Source organism: Shewanella canadensis (genome assembly GCF_003966225.1).
Classification (GTDB): domain Bacteria; phylum Pseudomonadota; class Gammaproteobacteria; order Enterobacterales; family Shewanellaceae; genus Shewanella; species Shewanella canadensis.
In genome coordinates, this window is the sequence record NZ_RXNU01000014.1 from 107332 (window position 1) to 130059 (window position 22728).

17 protein-coding genes are annotated in these 22728 nt (G+C 45.6%); 5 read left to right on the forward strand and 12 right to left on the reverse strand.

All coding sequences use genetic code 11. The features are described from left to right. The first annotated feature begins 108 nt into the window (after positions 1-108). Both EKG38_RS20080 and EKG38_RS20085 read left to right on the forward strand, forming a co-directional pair. Complete coding sequence (locus EKG38_RS20080) at positions 109-1746, forward strand: BamA/TamA family outer membrane protein (RefSeq protein WP_246033231.1); 1638 nt, start codon at positions 109-111, stop codon at positions 1744-1746. A 57-nt stretch (positions 1747-1803) separates the two neighbouring features. Continuing rightward, the gene (locus EKG38_RS20085; protein WP_126522413.1) at positions 1804-2604 is read left to right on the forward strand and encodes a substrate-binding periplasmic protein; all 801 of its coding nucleotides are present in this window, start codon (positions 1804-1806) and stop codon (positions 2602-2604) included. Here the strand turns inward: EKG38_RS20085 and EKG38_RS20090 are convergent. Continuing rightward, the gene (locus tag EKG38_RS20090) at positions 2601-4631 is read right to left on the reverse strand and encodes a winged helix-turn-helix domain-containing protein (protein ID WP_185826914.1); all 2031 of its coding nucleotides are present in this window, start codon (positions 4629-4631) and stop codon (positions 2601-2603) included. The genes EKG38_RS20085 and EKG38_RS20090 overlap by 4 nt on opposite strands. A gap of 384 nt (positions 4632-5015) precedes the next feature. Beyond that, positions 5016-8672 carry a S8 family serine peptidase gene (locus EKG38_RS20095; protein ID WP_126522419.1) on the reverse strand — a complete coding sequence of 1219 codons (3657 nt, stop codon included), beginning with the start codon at positions 8670-8672 and terminating at the stop codon, positions 5016-5018. Between the two features lie 673 nt (positions 8673-9345). Between EKG38_RS20095 and EKG38_RS20100 the strand changes: the two genes are divergently transcribed. Beyond that, positions 9346-13173 (forward strand): S8 family serine peptidase, encoded by a 3828-nt coding sequence (locus EKG38_RS20100; protein WP_126522422.1) that lies wholly within the window; start codon positions 9346-9348, stop codon positions 13171-13173. A 39-nt stretch (positions 13174-13212) separates the two neighbouring features. On the opposite strand, the gene EKG38_RS20105 is transcribed toward EKG38_RS20100, so the two are convergent. Then, positions 13213-13413: a hypothetical protein gene (locus EKG38_RS20105; RefSeq protein WP_126507018.1), complete on the reverse strand. Its 201-nt coding sequence runs from the start codon at positions 13411-13413 to the stop codon at positions 13213-13215. 79 nt (positions 13414-13492) lie between these two features. Between EKG38_RS20105 and EKG38_RS20110 the strand changes: the two genes are divergently transcribed. Continuing rightward, a complete protein-coding gene (locus EKG38_RS20110) occupies positions 13493-14206 on the forward strand; it encodes an SDR family NAD(P)-dependent oxidoreductase (protein WP_126522425.1) in 714 nt (237 codons plus the stop codon). Here EKG38_RS20110 and EKG38_RS25435 read toward each other — a convergent pair. The 8 genes from EKG38_RS25435 to EKG38_RS20150 form a co-directional block, all read right to left on the reverse strand. Then, positions 14087-14611, reverse strand: a complete 525-nt coding sequence (locus tag EKG38_RS25435; RefSeq protein WP_126522427.1) for a 2-amino-4-hydroxy-6-hydroxymethyldihydropteridine diphosphokinase — start codon at positions 14609-14611, stop codon at positions 14087-14089. The genes EKG38_RS20110 and EKG38_RS25435 overlap by 120 nt on opposite strands. Before the next feature lie 152 nt (positions 14612-14763). Further along, a complete protein-coding gene (locus EKG38_RS20120) occupies positions 14764-15138 on the reverse strand; it encodes a DMT family transporter (protein WP_126522429.1) in 375 nt (124 codons plus the stop codon). 175 nt (positions 15139-15313) lie between these two features. Continuing rightward, the gene (gene fghA, locus EKG38_RS20125) at positions 15314-16153 is read right to left on the reverse strand and encodes an S-formylglutathione hydrolase (RefSeq protein WP_126522432.1); all 840 of its coding nucleotides are present in this window, start codon (positions 16151-16153) and stop codon (positions 15314-15316) included. An 86-nt stretch (positions 16154-16239) separates the two neighbouring features. Continuing rightward, positions 16240-17370, reverse strand: coding sequence for an S-(hydroxymethyl)glutathione dehydrogenase/class III alcohol dehydrogenase (locus EKG38_RS20130; RefSeq protein WP_126522435.1), 1131 nt, complete (start codon positions 17368-17370; stop codon positions 16240-16242). Between the two features lie 251 nt (positions 17371-17621). Further along, positions 17622-17888: a DksA/TraR family C4-type zinc finger protein gene (locus tag EKG38_RS20135; RefSeq protein ID WP_126522437.1), complete on the reverse strand. Its 267-nt coding sequence runs from the start codon at positions 17886-17888 to the stop codon at positions 17622-17624. Between the two features lie 135 nt (positions 17889-18023). Continuing rightward, complete coding sequence (locus EKG38_RS20140; protein WP_126522439.1) at positions 18024-18494, reverse strand: phosphate-starvation-inducible PsiE family protein; 471 nt, start codon at positions 18492-18494, stop codon at positions 18024-18026. Positions 18495-18888: 394 nt separating this feature from the next. Then, complete coding sequence (gene gfa / locus EKG38_RS20145; RefSeq protein WP_126522442.1) at positions 18889-19446, reverse strand: S-(hydroxymethyl)glutathione synthase; 558 nt, start codon at positions 19444-19446, stop codon at positions 18889-18891. 67 nt (positions 19447-19513) lie between these two features. Then, a complete protein-coding gene (locus tag EKG38_RS20150) occupies positions 19514-20665 on the reverse strand; it encodes an iron-containing alcohol dehydrogenase (protein ID WP_126522445.1) in 1152 nt (383 codons plus the stop codon). A 329-nt stretch (positions 20666-20994) separates the two neighbouring features. Between EKG38_RS20150 and EKG38_RS20155 the strand changes: the two genes are divergently transcribed. After that, on the forward strand, positions 20995-21864 hold the full coding sequence (locus tag EKG38_RS20155; protein ID WP_126522448.1) for a LysR family transcriptional regulator: 870 nt from the start codon (positions 20995-20997) through the stop codon (positions 21862-21864). Here EKG38_RS20155 and EKG38_RS20160 read toward each other — a convergent pair. Beyond that, complete coding sequence (locus EKG38_RS20160) at positions 21861-22628, reverse strand: DUF6962 family protein (protein WP_126522452.1); 768 nt, start codon at positions 22626-22628, stop codon at positions 21861-21863. The genes EKG38_RS20155 and EKG38_RS20160 overlap by 4 nt on opposite strands. Positions 22629-22728: the final 100 nt, after the last annotated feature.

The following is a 22728-nucleotide window of genomic DNA, read 5'->3' on the forward strand; positions in this document are numbered from 1 at the left end:
TTTCCTTTTTTTCTTGACTAACTCACCACTGGAGTGTGTTATTAAATTGTAAGGAAAATGTTCACTTCCTCATCAGTCAATCGAAAGGTACTCATATAAGGCGAACCTATGCAGGGTAATAAGTCGTATCTATCTCTTTTCATTGCCAGCCTTTTAGCCTCTACGGCTAGTTGGGGAGAAGAGGTAAATTCGAAGCAAGGTGAGCTAACCTGGAAAAAAAAGCTGAGTAAGATAGTTGTCACCAGCAACCCCATTTTCGATGAATCAGATCCCGATAGTTTTTTCATTCACCGCTGGGCCAACTACCTGCATATCAATACCAGAGAGACGGTGATCTTAAATAAGCTCACCTTCTCAGAAGGCAGTCGTATTAGCCTAAAAGATCTGGAAGAAGCACAGAGAAACTTAAGAGCAGAGCCCTATATACGAGATGCTAAAATCAGCTTCTCTGAGAGAGACCCACAGGCCGATACTCCCGCTGAAGGTGAAACAGTATTGGTAGAAACCTGGGATAACTGGTCATTGCTCCCAACCTTTAGCGTGGGACGTAGTGGAGGAGAGAGTAAGTTTTCGATTGGAATAAAAGAAGATAACCTGCTGGGATATGGCATAAGAACAAGGTTAAAGTATAAATCTGACGCCGATAGAACCGGCTACAAGCTTGCCTTCGAGGCGCCACTGGATAACGTCATCAAACACTCTAAAGTCGCTGTCAGCTTTCAAGACAACAGTGATGGCCAGGCGACACAGTTTTATTTTAACAAACCCTTTTATACCTTAGATACCAAAGATAGCTATTCCGTTACTTATGTAGACGAACTACGTAACGATACCCTTAAACAGAATGGAATGGATATCAATGAATTTGAGCACAAACAAGACTATTTTGAGATTAAATATGGCTGGCGCATATCAAAAAACGATAATGCCAGATCTCGAATTATCACGGGTATAACTCAAAATAAAAATGAATTCTCTCATCTCGACACCTACCCGGACTCGGAGCTTCCTCAAGACAGAGACTTTCTTTATCCTTGGGTCGCCTATGAGTTTCTTCAGGATGATTATACCGTCCTCAACAATGTTCACCTGATAAATTACAACGAAGACTTTAACTTAGGCTGGCACCACTATCTGAAGTTTGGCTTAGAGACCAATGATACCGATAGCAGTTCATCCCCGGGTTACCATATAAACTGGAAAACGACTCGTGGCTATCAAGATGAAGAAGAGTTGCTTCTATTGGCATTCGACGGGACGGCTGCCTTAGCCACCAGTCAGGATGATTTCTACCGGCTCAATGCATCGGCCGAATACTTCTATCAGATAAATCCTAAGTGGACCGCATACACAAAAACAAGGATCAGCACCTCAAAGAATAACTATCTTGATCAGACCTTCGCCCTGGGTGATGACACCGGGCTCAGAGGCTATCCCAATGATTATCAACATGGTGATAATCAATGGTTATTGACGACAGAGATCCGCAACTATCCAAATATTAACCTCTACCAACTCGCAGAGCTAGGCTGGGCCGCTTTTGTCGATGTAGGTCAGGCGTTTGGTGGCCCGGATGAACATAATGAAGTCTCCGGTCCCATTGGCAGCTTAGGTATCGGTGCTCGAATTTACTCATCCCGCTCAAGCTATGGCAACGTGGCTCATATCGACTTCAGTGTGCCTTTCACCTCCGGAGAAGAGGTCAATAGCTGGGAGTGGCGCTTCCAGGTTAAAAATCATTTCTAACCGACTATAATTCAGTTCAGTGACCTAAACTCATAGGAGTTCAGACTGATAACATCCATGGTGAACTCAACCCTCCTATACCTAACCTTGCTATTTACTTGCCTCATTAGCGGATGTCTGGCGGCTCAACCATTGAAGATCGTCTGTCATGAATTTGCTCCATTCAGCTTTCAAGATGTAAACCAGACGACTGGGATTCTGGTTGAAATAGCACAAATAGCTTGTAGAAGTTGGGAGGATGGATGTGAGATCGAGTTACTACCCAATCGGCGGGCCAAACAGACCTTTAATCATGGACTCGCTAATGGTCACTTTATGGGGTGGAATGAAGACCGAGCAAAATCTATATGGTTCTCTATTCCACTCCTGCAAACAGAATATGGATTCTACTCGCTACAAAATAAAAGAATCAGTAAAGTTGAACAACTCGCAGAAAAAAATGTAGGCGTTTTAGCTCCTTCAAATACCTATGAGTCACTGTTAGAAATAGACAAAAGCCTCCAACAACTTGGGCACTTACCCATGAATATCATTCAGCTTGCATCTGCTAATGAGCAGCCTATAAAAATGTTGGCTATGGCTCGCTTTAATGCTTATTTTGTCAATCGGGATGTCGGCGCTTATTATGCGGACAGACTGGATATTCAGAACCTGCACTATCTGAGTAGCGGAAAAGTTATTCAATATCATCTTGGCTTTAAAATACAATTTAACAAGTATGAAACGATCAAGTCTTTCAACCATCATCTGGAGTCACTCTTCCAACAGGGGGTGTTCGACTCACTTTTTCATAGTTGGAATATGTCCCCCCCTAAACTCAATCAGTCAGAATATCTGGGGCTCAATATTCCCTATTAAATTTTATGCTTCAGCGACACACTATAAATATCAGCATCATTGATCCCCAGCATGCTCACAACCACTCTATCTTCAGTGGCTATAGCGAGTGCACGTTCATTTCTTATCGACAGTGCAGGCAAGCTAAACGCAACATGCTCCCCCCCTTCAGCATCTATACGAACCACAATATCTTCATTATCGGTTCGCTTTAAAAAGTACAATTCAGAGTTGTGATAAAAAAAGCTGCCCCAATCTCCAGCAGCCAACTCGTCAGTAACTAGAGACTCACGGGCTTCATCGGCGGGAAGGTAGAATATCCCCGCTAGATTATCTTTGCTGTAATAGAGTCCACCTTGTTGATCTTCGATGGCATATTTTCCATCTTCAACGACCGCTTCAACCTTCTCGCTGGCTAAGGTATAGCGATATATTCCCCATTTCCCCGCCATATTAGATGAAAAATACAATTGAGTTCCATCTCGTGAAAATGACGGATTTCTTATATCTCCGTCTATACCTTCCAGGCTCATTAATTTTCCACCAGGCAAACGGCCTAAAAACAGCTCATAGTTGAGACTCTGCGCTGGCTTCATGGCGATTGCAAATTGATTATTTACCGGAGATACCGCAGGAATACTCACCAAACCTTGTTCACGGGTTAACTGCTTGCTGTCTGTTTCTTGCTTGAGCCATAGCTCCCATGTCCCGCTTCTATTGGAGAGGAAGAGTATATCCCCTGTAGACATAACCGCCTGACCAAACATATCCCTCGATGATGAGGCTAACTGGCGATGTACCTGGCCATCGGTTAATGAACGGATAGTGATATGTTCCTGAGCAATGTGGCGGGAATAATATAACTCTTGGGTTCCATAATTCAGAGCTAAGCTACTGATCGTATCGTCATGGTGAAAATCCATCAGCTTTTTGCTTCCCATATCAAAAATCTCAATCACAAAGCTGCCATCACGCAGGGCGTTGAAATAGATCTGATTGGCTTGTTGATCCCACTCCAGCCCTATCACCATAGTCTCACCATCAACCAACAACTGGGCATCCTGAGTTAAGGATTTAACGAACACCTTAGCCTTCATCTCCACCGACCGAACAAAGACTAACTGCTGACTATCGGCAGACCAGCTCATCAGCAGGTCTTCCTCGCCGGCAGCAGGAAAGGTAAACGGGGAGATCTCTGCCGACTCAAAACGATAAGTAACAATGGATACTCGATCCTCCTGAGATTTCGCATAAGCGAGTCGTTGACCATCGGGTGACCACTCCAAACTATGCAGATAACCGATACTCATACAACCAGTATCAATTTTATTATCTCTATTGGTGATGAGCTCACGGACATGTACCGAGCACTCACCCGATTCATTAAATCGAAAATAGGCTAATGAGAGACCATCCGGTGACCAGGTCGGTGATGTCTCCCTATCTGAAGTCATGGTTATCTGCCTAAGTGGCGCATCTTGATCACTCAGGTCTTTAATATATAGCTGTCCTTTGCGCTTTTCACGACGCCACTGAAATGCCATGTAACGCCCATCAGGGGAGATAGCGGCCTGCTCCTCCACCCCTTCAAAATTGGTTATACGGGTTGCGAGCTTTTCAGTATTGGGTTGAGCGGAGTCATGGGTAAGTTCGATAACAGCAAACATGACAGAGATCAGAGTGAATATGATCCCAGCTAAAAGGAAGGGTGTGTAACGATTATGAGTTTTTGAGTTTTTGGTGTTAGAGCGTAATTGAATATCTGGGGTCTCTTCAATACAGGTTGGAGTAATAAGCAGTTGATAACCCACTTTGGTAATCGTTTTAAAATAGGTTTCCGGCTCTATGCCAAGCTCAGTTAGCGACTTTCTTAACTGCCATATCGCATTACCCGTTCCACGCTTGCCGACTTCAATATTTCCCAGCCACACCTCATCGATTGCCTGCTCTTTAGTGACAGTTTGCCCCGCATGCAAGATGAGAAGCTTGAGAAACTCGAATACCTTGGCAGGAAGTTGAACCGATTTATCGCCAACTGAAATTGTCATATCATGGCAATTAATCACGCATTCGCCGAGTTGGTATTTTTGATATGGCAATGAGATCATGATCTAGGGGCGAACTCCGGGGGTGAAAATGGGATCGCTAAGAAAAATTAACTCACCACAAACACACACTAAGATGTTAACGTTTTATTAACACCCATCATAAAGCCCCTATTCACTTTGTCTATAGCAAGGCTGAGATGCACACGCTCACAATGGAAAAGTGACAATACACTAATGCCTGCACTAATGTAGTAATCACATAAACTAATTTAATTAAAGCAGCTATTTAGTATTAGGTTCTTCTATTACATCAAGTCAGTTGTATCAAATTGTACAAAGAGAGCCCTTGCAGGGCTCTCTTATGTATATCCCTATATTAATTTCTTAACCAAAGGTTTTTCGACGAATAGTCAGAAGTGCAAGCAGACCCAACAGTCCACCACCTAAACTACCGCCGCTATCACTGCTCTCTACTGGCTCTTCCACAGGAGCTGCTGGCGCATTCAATGTCATCACAAAACTGGCTTGCGTTTTATTGACTGAATCATCCGCAGTGACAACCACGGTATACTCGCCAGCGGCACCTGAGGCAGCGCTACCCGTAATCATGCCTGACACGCTATCAATGCTCAGTCCTTCAGGTAAGTCTGTTGCACTAAACGTCAATGCATCGCCCTCCGCTTCGTTAAAGTACATTGAAGCATCAATCTCAACTGCATCCGTTTCGCTCATAGAAACCGCAGGCATTTCACCAACAAGCTCAGGGGCAACATCATTAACGTTGTTTATCATAATATTAACGTTAGATACCGCAGTGTAGGTATTACCTTGACGGCCGATAACCTCTAAGTTATAGCTCATATTGCCTGCATCGTAATCCAGAGCGGCTGGATTATTGACGATGATCTCACCTGAACCACTAACCGTAAATGGATCGCCTGGAATCGCATTTGCTAGGCTCAAGGTGTATGGATACCATTCAGAGTCAAAGTTAGCTGTCGCAAAGAATGTTGCAGCATCGAGCTCAACTTGCGCCACTACGCTGCCCATTTCAGCATCTTCATCGACACTGTGAGTTTGGCCATCCAGCGGATGGGCTATAAACGCGTAGCTACCTTGACCCATAGGAGAGGTCATACCCCAGTTATCTTCTAGGCTAATCAGCATCATACCGTGATTATCACAGCCCCCGCCCCCAATGTTGAAACTGAAGTTACACTCACTGGCCATACCTAGTTCAGCCGTTTCACCCGCAGCTAAGGTCACCATAGGGCTGTACTCTTTGGTTTCCCCCTCTTCCACTAGGCGAGAAATTAACGGTAAGCCACCCGCATTACTTTCAAACTCCTTCATCTCACCGGTGAACCAGTCAAAGTAAGCTTCTTTCTTCACTTTGCCGTATTTAACAGGATTGAATTGGATAATAGGTTCACCCAGATCGGCAATCGCATCGCGGTCGGTGGCAAAGATCCAGCCATGGTTTTGATCAAAGTCTTCGATGCTATCCATGTCTTCACCATGGTAGAGATCTTCCAGACAATACTGAGAGACAAAGTTCTGCCCATGACCGGTCATATACGTCGGTAGCTTAGACTTAGTGTAACGCTTACGTGGCTGAGTCCAGTCATACTCTTGCTTGTAATCGATGAACCACGACGCTGGTGAACCATTTTCGTCGGGCTCAATAAAGCCACCCATCACCATCTGAGTCGCCTCATCCCATGCATATGGTTCGCTATTTACCCCTTTATCAAACTCGTTATCGAGGACGAACTGCTCCTGATAGACATTCCACCAAACAAGCGCTGCACCCCCCTTATCAAAGTGGTTAGCCATACCTGCATCGTTAGGCTTAAAAAAACGACCCGCTACCACGAGCTTCTTTCCCGTAGAACACATGGCCTCGTCATAAATACCACCACCGACTACATTCGGCATATTGCCTTGAGTGTTTTCTTTGCCTTCAGGTAGTTGTTTTTGATGATACATCGCAGGAAATACCGCAAATGTGGTCTCCGTGACACTGGTATTGGTAAACTGCTGAACATAGGCGCCTGCTTCGACGCTAAATTTATTACTTAGCTCAGAGCCATACTGCTCTTCAAATGTACTAAAATCTCGAGTAATTTCAGTACTTGCCCTTGGTTTAACTAACCAGCTCATGCTTACCGTTGGCTTCTCTTCCGCAGTAAGATGAAGCTGACCAGAAAGCTCTACCTTCGACCAATTTTCTGATGTAAAGTCACTCGCCATCTTAATCGGCCAGTTATCTAGCTTAGTAAAATCAATCTCTAATACTACGGGGAAGATAACGGTTTGCCCTGCGGGTACGCTAACACTGGTTGGGACGTCCCAAGTTAATGCCGCATCACCCGACTTACCCATTGAACTCATCACGACTTGGTAGGTAACGGTTTCCTCGGCTAAGTTCTTTAGTTGTACCTCTTTCACAAAGCGCTGCACACCTATGCCTTCTTCAAAGCCAAAACTAAGGTTAGGTTGATAGCTATTTTTCTCCCAAGCAACGACTGAAGAGTTCATGGCAGCATCGATGTTCTCAACGCCATTACCTATCAATACAAGCTCAGCTTGCTTATTGGCAAGATCCATTACATTGTTATCAGCGGTATTCATCAATAACGCTTTGATCTCAACCATAGACAATTCTGGACGCTTTGATTTAAGCACTGCTGCAGCCGCCGCAACCCGCGCGGCCGCCATCACGGTGTGTGACTCGGTATCGGTTTGATCGCCACCGCCAACCACTGCTACATCAATGTTTTCTGCGTAGCTGACCATATCTGGCTTTGAGTATCCATTCGCACCACGAACTGGTCCATGTGGTGTACTTTCAGTAACCATCATCTTGTCTTCAGCATCCGTTGTCATGCCGCCAACAGTCAGCGCGCTCGGCGCAGCTCCACGCCAAGTCATATTGAATCGATTATCAAACCATTCACCACCCGTTCCGGCATTCACCACGACAAGGGCGCCTAATCCGGATGCCATCTCTATCGCGTGGGCTTCTGCCACAGGACCTGAGATACCATTATCTGATGGTGCGTAAAACGCACTCCCACCAAGCGCATCGACCACTATGATGTCGGCTCGGTCATCAAAACTACCATCTTGATTCGGATCAAGCGCATACTCTAATGCCAACATAAATGTGCTGCTTGATTCAGCGCTTAAGCTATATCCATTACCGTATGGGTCGGATACGTTTGAGGTTTTGAAGGCAGCTATTTTAGCCCCAGGCGCGAGTGAATGAACCACGCTGGCGAGTCGAGTACCATGGCCGGTATTGTGGGTTGATCCATCATAATCGCGAGTGTAATAGATATTTTGGTCAATTGGATTTGGATCTAAGCCCCAACCCGCATCACTGCTCAGATCCATACCTTCAACGACGACATCGGTTGGGAAACCGTCAAATGCGTTAACGGCGTTTGCCATCGCTTCACCGTACGTTGCCGCTTCGCCGTCACCACCAAGCCCAACGTGAGTGTAATCGACACCCGAGCCAATTATCGCCACTTTAACGCCCTCACCAGCAGTCACATCATCAACAAGTGCTGGCGCTTTAGCTGCAGTAGACAAATTCCCGGCCATTGGTTTTCTCATCGCATTAACAGGCATCACTGCCGTTGTGACTTCGGCAATAACCGCTTTAACGCCAGTGATGCTCTTGATTTTATTCGCGTATGACGGATCGGCTTGTACGCGTACAAAGTTACCAAATATTTTCGCACCGGGCAGTGCTTTAATATTACCGTCCAGCGCCATGATTTCGCTAAGGACTGATTTCTGCTTAGCTTCTACCTGCTTAAGATTTGCGGCAAATTTCTTTTTATTGTTAACCGTTGCTTTAGTCAGCGAGCCCACATCTGAAAGGTATACGTTAAAAGTAACAGATTGGTCTTTTTTAGCTTGCGCGCTGTATGCTGATAAGGCGTCAGTACTTTGTGCAATGGCTATCGATGCAGGCACCATGGCAGCTAGTGCTATGCAAGTTGCCAATTTTGATTTTTTAAATGACATATTTTTTCCCTAAGAAGTTGCGACATTATTTTTATTGTTTAAGTCGAATTGTTTAAGGCTAACCAGTCATATCGCCACACCTGATTAACACCTTATTAACTCTCTACCTCTATGGTTTTCTGTTAATTGTTCACAAACAACAAGCATATGGCCTTTCATTTTATTTCTTTTCTCTTTCTATTAGTCTTCATTTTCTTTTAATTCAGATAGTTACAGCTGGCGCAATTATTCATAAAAATCACATCTCTGATTCAAAACCCACCAAATAACTTGTCAAATTCCTCCTTGCTGACACTAATTCGAGCTTTTCTATTCGTATTCATTGTGTCATTTAGCGTATAGGCCTTGCCTACACTGACTTGCAGGCAGTTTTATCAAGCGACAGCAATGAGGACCCCAATAGATAAACGACTAGTAAAAACAAATAAACAAGATACACACCGATACAAAAGCAATTGTTAACCGATTGTTTTTAATGAAATTGAAAAAGAAATGAAGGATAAGTGAAGTCAAATAGTAGCGAGCAATTTGCTCAACATAGTTTCGATGGGGTATCAAGTTTACGTCGAATTAACAACTCCTACTGATTGACTGTTCGCGGCAGCAAGTCGCGATAGAAGAAAAAGCATAAAACAAAAACTTGAAAAACAATTATAAAAACGAGGAAGACCAGGTGAAATTAATTTATAGAAAAAGCCTCATTGCAGCAGCGCTCAGTATCATATTAAGCCCTGTCTCTCTGGCAAATATGGTAGATAGCCGTGGCCTAGACGCTGACAGCGGTCAACGCAGCAATAAACTACAAGCCAGCAAACGTAATACCGACAACCTCTATATGGTGTTACTCGAAGATCAGCCTCTGGCGACTTATAATGGCAATATCAGTAACCTACAGGCCACCAGCCTGCTGAGCAATGAGACTAACAAGCGCAAAGATAACGGCACGCTGAACGTGCAAAGTGCCGCGAGTCAGAACTACCTGAGATACCTCTCTCAGCAATTAAACTCAACACTTAAGCGCGCTCAGGCTAGCCTAAGTCGAGAGTTGACCATTGATAGCCAATATCAAATAGCCCTTAATGGCTTTAGTACCAACTTAAGCGAGCAAGAAGCGGCGCAGTTACAGAACGTAACGGGTGTAAAGCTGGTACAAAAGGTTCAGCGCCGCCACCTCACGACAGACTCCGGCCCTAAACACATTCAGGCACCATCTGCATGGGATGGCACCGCTACAGGCATGGCAAGTAAGGGGGAAGGGGTCATAGTAGGCATATTAGATACTGGGATTAGTGCTTTTAACCCCTCATTTGCCGATGTGGGTGGCGATGAATATGACCATACCAATCCGCTTGGTGAAGGCATATATCTAGGTCAATGTGCAGAATCTAGCCTGGCTCACTACTGTAATGACAAATTAATTGGGATCTGGGCCCATGAGGGGGTGATGGATGACTATATTCCTGAAGGTGATGACAGGATAGGCATCGATCATAACGGCCATGGCTCGCATACCGGTTCAACTACCGCTGGAAATGTTGTTAAAAGCGTACCTATCTATAATGTGATGGGCGACGAAGCTGACTTTAGCTTTGGCCAAATTAGTGGAGTGGCTCCACACGCCAACATAGTCTCATATCAGGTATGTGCTGCCGATGCTGGATGTTGGAGTGATGTGACCGCACTTGCGGTAGAACACGCAATTGAGAACGGTGTTCAGGTACTTAACTACTCTGTGGGTGGTGGTGCGAGTAACCCTTGGTACGATACCGACGCTCAAGCATTTTTATCCGCGCGAGAAGCGGGGATCCATGTGGCGACATCTGCGGGTAACTCTGGACCAGAACCAGAAACTATAGGCTCACCGGGTAATGCTCCTTGGATCACAACGGTTGCGGCTTACACGCATGATCGCAGCTTTACGGACAAAGACATCAGCTTTAGTGGTGGTGATATTTCGCTATCGAATTTAACGGGGAAAGGGGCGACTGGCGGCATAACCGCTAACGTCGTTCACGCCCGAGACTTTGGCGATGCAGACTGTTTAGACCCGTTTGCCGAAAACACCTTTAGTGGTGAGATAGTTGTCTGCCAACGAGGTGATATCGCTCGCGTGTCCAAAGGAACCAATGTTTTGGCTGGCGGCGCCGGCGGCATGATCTTAGTTAACGTGGATGGCGGCTCAGAAACCGTCGATGCTGATTTCCATGTTTTGCCTGCAATCCATGTCGATGCCGCTCAAGGCAATGACTTAACCTCTTGGTTAGCCGCTGGTAGCGATCACACTGCCACGATTAGCAGCTCAAACATGGAAAGTAACCCAGATAATGCCGATGTAGCAGCTTACTTTACCTCTCGTGGCCCAGAACCCATCATGAACCGCTGGTTGACTCCCCACGTCGCTGCGCCAGGGGTGGCAATTTATGCTGCCAACTCTGAGTATCAACCCTGGCGTGAAGAAAAAACAGAATCGCCATATACCTTCATGGACGGTACATCTATGTCTAGCCCCCATGTGGCTGGTGCGATGGCCTTAATCACCGCACTAAAACCTGAATGGACACCCGCACAGCTGCAATCAGCCTTAATGTTGAGTGCCGAGTTTAATACCCGTAAAGATGACGGTGTCACACCATCAGACTTTTTCGACTCAGGCGCGGGTAGCTTACGCATCGATAGAGCCTTAAATACCGGTCTTATCATGGACGTCACTTATCAAGAATATGTCGACGCTAACCCAGATGCCGGTGGTAGCCCGGAATCTATGAACATGCCATCGGCAGTACAAAGTGATTGCATGATGAGCTGTAGCTGGACGCGCACATTCATAGCGACATCGGCATCGACCTGGACCACCAGTGGTGATGCAAGCGTCGAGGGCATGAGCGTCGCATCGACGCCGAGCAGCTTTACCTTAGCCGCGGGTGAAAGCATAGAGCTAGAGGTCACTGCTACCATCTCATCGGGCTTTAGTTCAGAATTTGGTATGGGTCGATTGATCCTCACGCCATCTGACAACAGCTTAACGCCATCTGCCATGCCCGTTATCGGTACTTTCGTTGCGGGTAACTATCCGGAAAATACTTCGATTGAAACCAACAAGAACAGAGAAAGCGCCAGTATAGAGGGGATCACTACAGTAGGCTCCAGCGATATTCAGGTTGCCGTGTTTGAGCTTGCCGAAGTCGAAGTGATCAAGGCCGACGTGCCAAGAGACGATAGCGACACAGCGAGCTGGCCGACCAATGTCTGGAACGACAGTAACTACTTTTACTCGCAGCTTATCAATGTCACGCCATCAACCAAACGCATTGTGGCGCGTATCAAAGATACCAGCTCACCAGATCTCGACCTCTATATAGGCCGTGATGCAAACTACAACGGTAAGCCTGACGATTACTATGAAATGGCTGAATTCCTTTGTATGAGTGCGACCGAAACGGCATTCGAAAATTGTGAAGTCAACAATCCGCAACCCGGTACCTACTACCTTGCGGTGCATAATTTTGGTGACACTAACACCCCATCTGAAACTGTCGATACCATCACTATCGAACTGGCTGTTATAGGCAAAGATAACGCAACGGTTTCTGTGGATTATAAAGCTCAAGTGGGTGCCAATGAAGATATCGAGCTGGTACTCAATTGGGATAAAACGCTGCAACCAGACACTCTCTGTATGACTGCCGTTGAGATAGGAACAGGAGTCGATACTCCAGCTAACATAGGCTTGATGCCTATCGAGCTATATAGAAACGCGACCTTTGTAAGCAGCAGCTTAGATAAGAGCGAGCTCAACACTGGTGAGAGTCTGACTCTATCGGTTGAACTAGTGGCTAATACAAGCGATATCGATATGATTTTCGATATTCAAGCCACACTACCTGAAGGCGTCGTTATCGAAAGTGACAGCCATGAAGGTAGTCTGGATGGACAGGTCATTAGCTGGCAGATCACTCAAGCACCGCAGAGTGATGCTCAAACGATCACTCTAAGCTTAAGTACTAACGACATGGTGATGTCAGAAGAGTTAATCTTTGAGGTCTCTCATACCGTCAACGACAATCAACAGAGCGAAATACTAGAACCTGTCCACCTGGAGGGGATCCCAGTAGCTCTGATTAACGAAGAGAGTGAGCTTACTCTGTCAGCCGATGAGCAAACCTCAGTCACTCTGACCGCAGCCTCTAGTACTGTGCCGAACAGTGATGATGTCGCAATCTATACCTGGACCCAGGTTTCAGGTCCTGAAATCAGCATAGAAGATATGAGTCAAGCTGAGCTCAACCTGGTACTGCCTGATGTGACAAATGATGATGTCGCCGTGCTGGAGCTAACCATAAGCAATGGTGAGAAGACATCCGTGGCAGCAATAGTAACGATATCTATCGTGGCAGAAATAGCTCCGACACCAGAGCCAACTCCTGAATCGAGCGGTGGTGCACTAAGTATCAGTGTCCTACTGCTTGGCTTACTTGGTTTACGCCGCCAGCGCAAAAGATAGTTACTGGTTTACGTTTCAATTAATGAGAAGGAGTAAAAACTAAGGTTTCTTGTCAATCTTTCCGGCCGCTCTGCGGTCGGCTTTTTTTATCATATCTAACTGGGCTGCCGCCTTCTCAACATCAACAAGATAAATTAACAAGCCCCAGCCGGCAAAGAGGTGCTTAAGTGTGTGCCCGCTAACGCTCTCAATAATCACTAGATAGACCGCTTCATCCAAGCATTCTGCAATTTTGGCCATCAGATAAAAGTCTTAAATGGTACCGCTCCTGTGATAGATTACTTCTCTAATAACATTAAAAAGTAGCGGGGATATTGAGATGAGAACAATAGTGATCACCGGGTCTAGCCGAAGGCTCGGCTTATTCCTGGTAGAAAAATTTCTTTCTATGGGCGACACAGTGATCGCCATAACAAGAAGCCCTTCTCAAGATTTTAAATCCATAAGTTCAGAGCATTTACATCTCATTCAGGTCGCCGGTTATGACCAACTCGGTATCACTAAGGCAATGCGGGAGATAGCAGCTATCACAGATTGCGTCGATCTGCTGATAAACAATGCCTCTATGTATGACGCAGACCCGGAGAGTTTTGAAGAGTTAGAAAGCCATTATCTCTCGTTATTTAATGTTCACATGCTGTTTCCCACTCTTTTAATCACAGCCTTGAAGGAACATATGTACAGCGAAAGTACGCCCGGTGTGGTGGTCAACATTACGGATATTTATGCCGATAACCCAAATCCGGAATACTCGCTGTATTGCTCGACTAAGTCGGGGTTAGAGAGCCTGACTCAGTCATTTGCAAAGAAGTTTGCCCCGGGAATACGTTGCAACTCCATCATGCCCGGCCCAATACAGTTTCTTGAGCAGCACACAGAACAGCAAAAATCAGAGGTATATAAGGAGACTCTACTACCGTTCGAAGGTGGTTATATGCCGGTCTTTCAAGCCGTGACTTTCCTGCTCGAGAATCATTATGTTACCGGAACGAGCATTAAAGTTGATGGCGGTAGGTCCATTTGTAGGGGGTAGACCGTATTGAGTCAGATCGACATACCGACTTTTATCTACCGTAAGCAGACTGGAGACATAAGACTCACGAGAGGATAGGAAGAGTGAAAAATCTAACTTGTCTGAGCATGTCACAATATCGATATCTGCCACCCTATCGACAAGCGAGCAATCTAAGGCTGTACGATCTCTGCCGAGTGACGTTTCTATTGAATTGGTCATCTGTTTAATATCACCAAGCTCCTTAGCCGATTCAATGACGGCTAAGGAATTTAGAAACCGGTGTTCGCTTTCGATACCCACAGGCTCGGTGTAGATGAAGGGAAAGCCTATGACGACCCCAAAATTCTGACATAAGGCGGAGGTAATGCTCACGGCGTTCAGCTCGGGAGTAATATTGGTTCCGATCGAAAGGTAATAAAACATCTTATCGCAATAACTTCCTTATATATGCACCGATAAATACAGTAATAAAGAGAACCCCGATAAATGATCGGTAACCCAAAAATAACAGAGGGGCACACACAAATAAAGTGGCTTAACAAGATTTCAGATAAGTCAGTTCACCACAAGCATCACTAATGACTATGCCCCTGAGACAGGTTGATCATAACCACACCTAAAGCGACCAACAGCATGCCAATCCAGGCTGTCATATCCAGATGCTGACGATAGAAGAGTGCAGACAGAAGGGTCACTGTCACAATTGCCATCCCAGCCCAGAGGGCATGTACGACACCGACTGGCATCCCCTTCATTGCCTGGCCTAAGAAAAGAAACGCCGTCAGATGCCCCAAGATCACCATAGCTGCGGGGAGTGGGCGCGTGAAACCATCGGTCGCCTTAAGTGCCACATGAGATAAGGCTTCAGCCATGACACCCAGTAATAGAAAGATCCAACTCATAATAATAGTCCTAAATTTAAAGTGTTCGGCAGGATAAGTCCGCTTCACTGATCGAGATAATGATTTGTTGCGGCTATTATATTGATATTGGTTCAGATGATAATCGAGCCAAATAACAAATCACTTTTACCTATTAGTAATAAAGATAGGCAATCCAAAATAAAAAAGGTGTCGCCACAAATGGCCACACCTTTTCAGTCGGATCTTGTTCGAGAAACTGTGGTTACTTACTCAGGTGCTCGGCATGAAAACGCAGGTGGTTTTCGATAAAGCTGGAGATGAAATAGTAGCTGTGATCATAACCTTCACGATAATTAAGCTCTAGCGGATAACCGCTAACCTTAGCCGCAGCTTCGAGCACTTCGGGCTTCAGCTGCTCAACAAGAAAATTATCGGCGTCACCTTGGTCTACCAGAGCCGGTACAAATTTGGTCGACTGACGCATCAAGACGCTGGAGTCATATTCTGTCCATGTTGCCGAATCCCGACCTAAATAGGCTGTCAACGCCTTCTTACCCCAAGGACAGTTAATCGGATTACTGATCGGGCTAAATGCCGATACTGACTGGTATGCATCAGAGTTACGTAGCGCGATAACTAACGCACCGTGCCCGCCCATCGAGTGCCCCGCGATAGAGCGTTTATCACTGACAGGGAACATAGATTCAATCAGTTTAGGCAACTCATCGACAACGTAATCGTACATACGGTAATGGCGATTCCACGGCGCCTGCGTCGCATTGACATAAAAGCCTGCCCCTTTACCAAGATCGTAGCCTTCATCATCGGCGACATCATCACCTCTGGGGCTGGTATCCGGTGCGACGATAGCGATGCCAAGTTCGGCGGCCAGAGCTTGTACTCCCGCTTTCTGCATAAAGTTTTCATCTGTGCAGGTTAAGCCGGAAAGCCAGTACAGAACCGGGACCTTCTCGCCGTTTGATGCTTGTGGCGGTAGGTAGATAGCGAATCGCATGCCACAATTTAACGTTTGAGAGTGATGACTATACTGCTTATGCCAACCACCAAAACTCTTATTCACACTAATATTTTCAATTGTCACGCTTGAGTCTCCTTAATCGCTCCAGCTTAGCCTGTGATACCACTGGCTAAGCCGGAACTGCAGGACAGATATCTTATCGATGGGTATTACTTATCGAAATGGATAACGGTACGAATGCTCTTACCTTCATGCATAAGATCAAATGCTTCATTGACCTGCTCAAGGCCCATGGTGTGAGTGATAAAGTCATTCAACGCAAACTCACCCGCCATGTAACGCTCAACATACTCAGGAAGTTCAGAACGACCTTTAACACCACCAAACGCCGAACCTTTCCATACACGCCCTGTCACTAACTGGAACGGACGAGTTGAGATCTCTTGTCCTGCACCGGCAACACCGATAACCACAGACTCGCCCCAACCTTTATGACAACACTCGAGTGCGCTGCGCATCACGTTAACGTTACCGATACACTCGAATGAGTAGTCAACGCCACCATCGGTCAGCTCGACAATCACATCTTGAATTGGCTTGTCGTAATCTTTCGGGTTAATAAAATCGGTAGCACCTAATTTACGGGCTAACTCAAATTTACTTTCGTTAATATCGATAACTATAATGCGAGCCGCTTTGGCCATAGTCGCACCGATAACTGCCGATAAACCGATGCCGCCCATACCGAAGATAGCAACCGTGGCGCCCTCTTCAACTTTAGCCGTATTCATCACAGCGCCCATACCGGTTGTCACACCGCAACCTAGTAGACAGACCTCTTCAAGTGGCGCTTCAGGGTTCACTTTCGCTAGTGAGATCTCAGGTAATACTGTGTACTCAGAGAAGGTCGAGGTGCCCATATAGTGAAAAATATCGACGCCATCTTTAGAGAAACGGGTCGTACCGTCTGGCATCAAACCTTTACCTTGGGTTTCACGGATTTTCTGACAAAGGTTAGTCTTGCCTGACTTACAGAATTTACACTCGCCACACTCTGGCGTGTAAAGTGGAATAACATGGTCACCCACTTGCACGCTAGTCACACCTTCACCGATAGACTCGACGATACCGCCACCTTCATGGCCAAGGATACAAGGGAAGATACCTTCTGGATCATCGCCAGAAAGGGTAAAAGCATCGGTATGGCAAACGCCAGTCGCGATCATCTTGATGCGTACTTCACCTTTCTGTGGTGGCATAACATCTACGATTTCCATAGATAGTGGCTCACCTACAGCCCAGGCTACTGCGGCTTTGGATTTGATTGTCTGTGCTGTCATCGTTATATCCTAAAATTAAAAATTGAAAAAACGGTCTTATCTGAATCAGTGCCGCGATTAATATGGTAAGTATTATAGCGAGCACTCAGGAATTGATAATCCCATGCTGATGTAAATTACTTTTACCATATGGTAATAATTGATTATTACTTCTCCCCCAACCCATATTGAAGAGAAACCAGTAACCAACTAATTTTTAAGGTTAAACATTCTTTTTGATGAATCTTAAACTCAGAACTTACCTTAACGGACTACCTCAACTGGCTATCTTTACTGGCACGGCGATTAACCTTGCTTACCTCTTTTTGTCTCTCATCCGACTCACTCTGGCAGCCAACACAGAGTCGAACACCTGCAACGGCTTTTCTACGAGCCTCAGGAATTGGGCTTTCACATTCCTCACAAAAAAGTAGACTTTTACCGACTGGCAATCGACTCCTGGTTTGGGCGACGCCATCCTCAACACTATTATCTATTTGATCTTGTACCGCGCCGTCTCTAGACCAACCACCTGCCATTCTTCCTCCTACTTTCTACTGCCTACATTATTTAAAACAGCGATAAATTCGGGTTTGCACCTGCACTCTGCCATGACCTCCAGACCAACCACCAGTCATCAGATTCTTCACTGTCTACTGCCTGCTCTTTACCGACTAATCAAGCTTAGAGTCACTTGAAGTCAATAACTCAACGGATGAATGAGACCGCTTAGCCGATACCATCCAATAGGTAACACCTAACGCGATAATCACAGCAGCCGACGCCCATACATATTCCGGTCCCACCTCTTTAAAATCTAAGATGATAATTTTTCGAGAGATGGCCATCAGTGCGGTCGCAATGACTATCTGCACATGGATCACCTCCTCTTTCAGATAGATGGTAATGTTTTGGAAAATTTCGATAGCAATTAACACCGCCAGGAAAGAACCAAAGATAGCTAAAATATCCTGCATATCCATCAGACCGTAAGGCGGGGTGATAACCTCAATAAACAGCACTCGTCCCACATCGACGACACTCCACAAAATGACCAGAGTCATCAATACGGCTAACACCCGCACCGCATAATGGATTACCTGTCCCAACTTATTAATCAGCGGCTCTCTCTCTATCTTTTCCATCTCTGCTCCCCGGCATTATTTAACGCACTAAAAAGTTTTTTAAACGGCTATTCAGACCAAATGCCTTACGCCGTTTCGATGGAAGTATTATATTTACCTTCCCTATGAATGATAATTAGCCAAAAATACAAATAACTTTTACCAACCAGTAATAATCAACTCAGGTTAATAACGTTGCAATACAGTGTAGTCAATAGTCAGGATGGCAAGCAGAGCATTCATCTATGTGTTTCTATGGGGGGTAACCTCTTCAATGCTAAGTCCTGCGAAGCTGTCACTTGAAAACTGTCATTCGAAGCCTGGCATTAAAAAAGCGCCGCAGCGCTTTTTGGGGTCCCTATGCCGATAAAACTGACATAGATTTATCTGGATGAAGCGATATCAGCTTTTAACTTTAGCCATTGCTCGCAACATGAGTAGCAATTGCATCCATCAATACAGGAGACAGACAGTCGTAGGGCTCGAGCCCCAACTCTTTAAGGGTGTTACGCACATCCCCCATAGATTCAGGCGCTGCGCCCGACTCGATGATAGATGATACAAACGCCGCAAATTCCGGTGCTGACCAGCCCTTCTCTGCTGACAGCTCGGTGTGGATGAAGTCCAGACCGTGGAAAGGATGGCCCGTGTTTTCGATGCGGCCATACATATGGGTACCACACTCTCTGCAGGCATGACGCTGAATTGCAGCTGACTCATCAACAATGGCCAACTTGTCTGCATTTGCAGTGACGCTCACGTGAGCTCGTGACACAACGGCTATTTGAGCGAACAAGGCGCCTTCAGGCTTCCAGCATTTGCTACAGCCACAAACATGATTGTGGGCAGTCTGAGCGCCGACAGTGACTTCAACAGGCTTGCTACTGCATCTGCACAACAAAGAACCGCCAGAAAAGCCATCACGACCAGCAACAATACCGTTGTCGACCTGAGGATGAATTAAAGTTTTAATAATGATTACTCCATGGATATTTAGCTAAGACAGCCTCCATCTGGAGGCTGTTTGCTTTGTCACTGAATTACATGACTTTCTTGAAGATATTGATAACTTCTTGAGTGGTTGCCTTTCTTGGGTTGGTTAAGGAGCAGGCATCATTTAGGGCGTTGATTGCCATAAACTCAAGCTTGTCTTCCTTAACACCAAGATCAGACAGTTTCTGGTCAGTGCCAACCGAAGCAGATAGCTTCTCGATAGCAAGGATGCCGGCTTCAGCGGCATCACTGAACGTCATACCCGCAGTCTCTACACCCATGGCTTTCGCCACATCGGCAAAACGCTCCACTTTTTCAGCCGCGTTAAAGCGTGACACTACCGGCAGTAAGATGGCGTTACACAGACCATGCACCAGGTCATAGACGCCACCGAGTTGGTGAGCCATCGAGTGTACATAGCCTAATGAAGCATTAGAGAATGCCATACCGGCAAGGTACTCACCGTATTGCATGGCATCGCGAGCCTCACGATCTTCACCATTGTCGACTGCCATTTTCAGATTTTGGGCAATTAGCTCAATGGCTTTAATTGCCGACGCATCGGTTATCGGCGTTGCTGCCGTCGAAACATAGGCTTCTACCGCATGAGTCAATGCATCCATGCCTGTCGCTGCCGTGAGGAACTTAGGCATGGCAACCATCAACTCAGAGTCGTTTACTGCAATAATGGGGGTCAGGTTTTTATCTACAATCGGGTATTTAGTTTCATCTTCCTCATTGGTCACGATGGCAAATATCGTCATCTCTGCAGCAGTACCGGCCGTAGTATTCACCGTCACCAGAGGGAGTTGTGGCTTAGCCGACAGATGAACCCCTTTAGAGTAATCACGAATGTGGCCGCCGTTGGCCGCAACCAATGCGATGCCTTTAGCACAGTCATGTGAAGATCCACCGCCGAACGAAATAACGAAGTCACATTTTTGCGCTTCGAGCAGGGCCAAACCCTGATCAATATTTTTTTCTGTTGGGTTAGGCTTCACACCATCAAAAATTGTGAATGCGATATCGTGAGCAGATAACTCATCGGTTAGTCGATCGACTAGCTTAATATCCACCAGCGCCTTATCTGTCACAATTAAGGCTTTATTAAAATTTCTAGCATTAAGTTCAGTTCCCAATTGTTTGATTGCATCGGGACCCATCAGAGACATGGGGGGCATATAAAATGTAGTGCTCATTCTTCATTCCTAATCTTTAATAAAATAGTTCAGCGGTCTTTATTCATGGATTGCAAACAGTCCTGATATTGACGCTATGACTTGGGCATTGCTGCCGATGTCATTTCGATGAGAAGAATTATATTTATCTTTCAAAAAATGATAATCCGTTAATTTTGAAAATATCTTTTTCGTGTGAGTAATAATAAGAATGAACTCAAGTCACTGTTTACACTTCAATTCAAAAGCTAAAGACGAAAAGAGATTGGATCAAATTTTAAGATTGAATTTATCCATAGATTGACGATAATAAAGAGATCCAGCGCGATGATAATTACCAAGGAGTAACAATGTTCAACTGGGAAGGTGTCAGCGAATTTGTTGCCGTTGCAGAAGCAGAGAGCTTTACCAAGGCCGCAAAACGGCTTGGAATATCAACCGCGCAGGTCAGCAGGCAGGTCAGCGCATTAGAAACCCGGATGGCAACTAAGCTGTTTCACCGCACCACACGTAAAGTGTCGGCGACCGAGGTAGGCCGGATCTATTATCAACACTGCAGACAGGTGCTGGACGGATTAGAGGAGGCCGAACGCGCCATTACCAATTTACAGACTACACCGAGAGGGCTGCTAAAAATTACCGCCCCGGTTACCTATGGTGAAAGAACGCTTGCGCCGCTGGTGAACGACTTTATCGCTAAATACCCGGAGCTTGAAGTAAAGATAAGTCTGACGAATCAGAAGGTTGACTTAATCGATGAGGGGTACGATCTCGCCATTCGACTCGGGCAGCTTGAAGACTCAAGTATGATGGCCAAAAGACTGGGCTCCCGAACTCAATATGTCTGCGCCTCCCCGGGTTACGTTTCAACTTTTGGCATACCCCACTCACTGTCGGAGCTGGAACAACATAACTGTCTGCAGGGAACATTAGATTACTGGCGGTTTCAGGAAAATGGTAAGACGAGAAATGTCAGGGTTAAGGGCAATCTGAGCTGTAACAGTGGCCATGCACTCGTCGATGCCGCAATAAAAGGCATAGGCATCATTCAGTTACCTGACTACTATGTCTTGCCTTATCTGGAAGATGGCCGGCTTATTACGCTACTGGAGCAAAACCGCCAACCTGACGAGGGGATCTGGGCACTCTATCCTCATAACAGGCATTTATCACCTAAGGTGCGTATGCTACTCGATTATCTGAGTGAAGCTTTGGGCTAACATGACCTTTTCTTCAGCATAATCAGAATGCAGAAGCAGGCTGCAGCAGCTAAAAGATGCTTTATCGTATGTCCGCTGACTAATTCTGCGGTACTTAGGTAGATATCCAGATCAAAATACTCGGTAGCTTTAGCCAATAAATAACAGGCCAAAGCTATCAATAAATACTTTTGATGTGAGTGCCGACTCGTGAATAAGATCATAACTACCGGAAGGGTTAGGATCGGCAACAGTTGAACCCAATAATACAGGCGAAGATCACCACTAAACTGCCAATAAATAACACTGAATAACCCAATGATTAATGAGGGCATAAATAACAGGTCCCCAGCCCTTTCGCCTAAATACTCTTTAATTAATGCAGTAAAGAGCGCCATAAAACCTAAAGTCATAGGTAAGCGATCCCATAAAAGTGATGCATTGGTCGGGTTAAAGTGATAATAAGCAGAGCCTAAACTCACCAGCCCCACGCCAAGAAAAAATATTCGCCACTCCCGATGACTATCCCGGCGCTCGCGGTGGTTACAAAACTTGAAACCCAATATACCTATGAGTAAGAAAGGTAAGTTAGAGATTAGATTTAATAAATGGGGAATTAATAGCAAGGTGCGCCCATCGGCAAATAAGTGATAGCTTGTATCTTGTGAAATCACTCCCAGACTAAACACCCAAATAACAGAAGCTGAGACGATACCGATAAGTACACCCAATCGCCAGAAACGACCTAAGTTAGCACCTAAACCTGCAAGTACTTTCTCACACATTATCGACCCCTTCTTTCGCTAAAATACAGGTAAACACCAACATTTCGGCAACTGCTATCAAAATATCCTAAGGTTTAATGCTGTTCTCAAGTAGCAATAA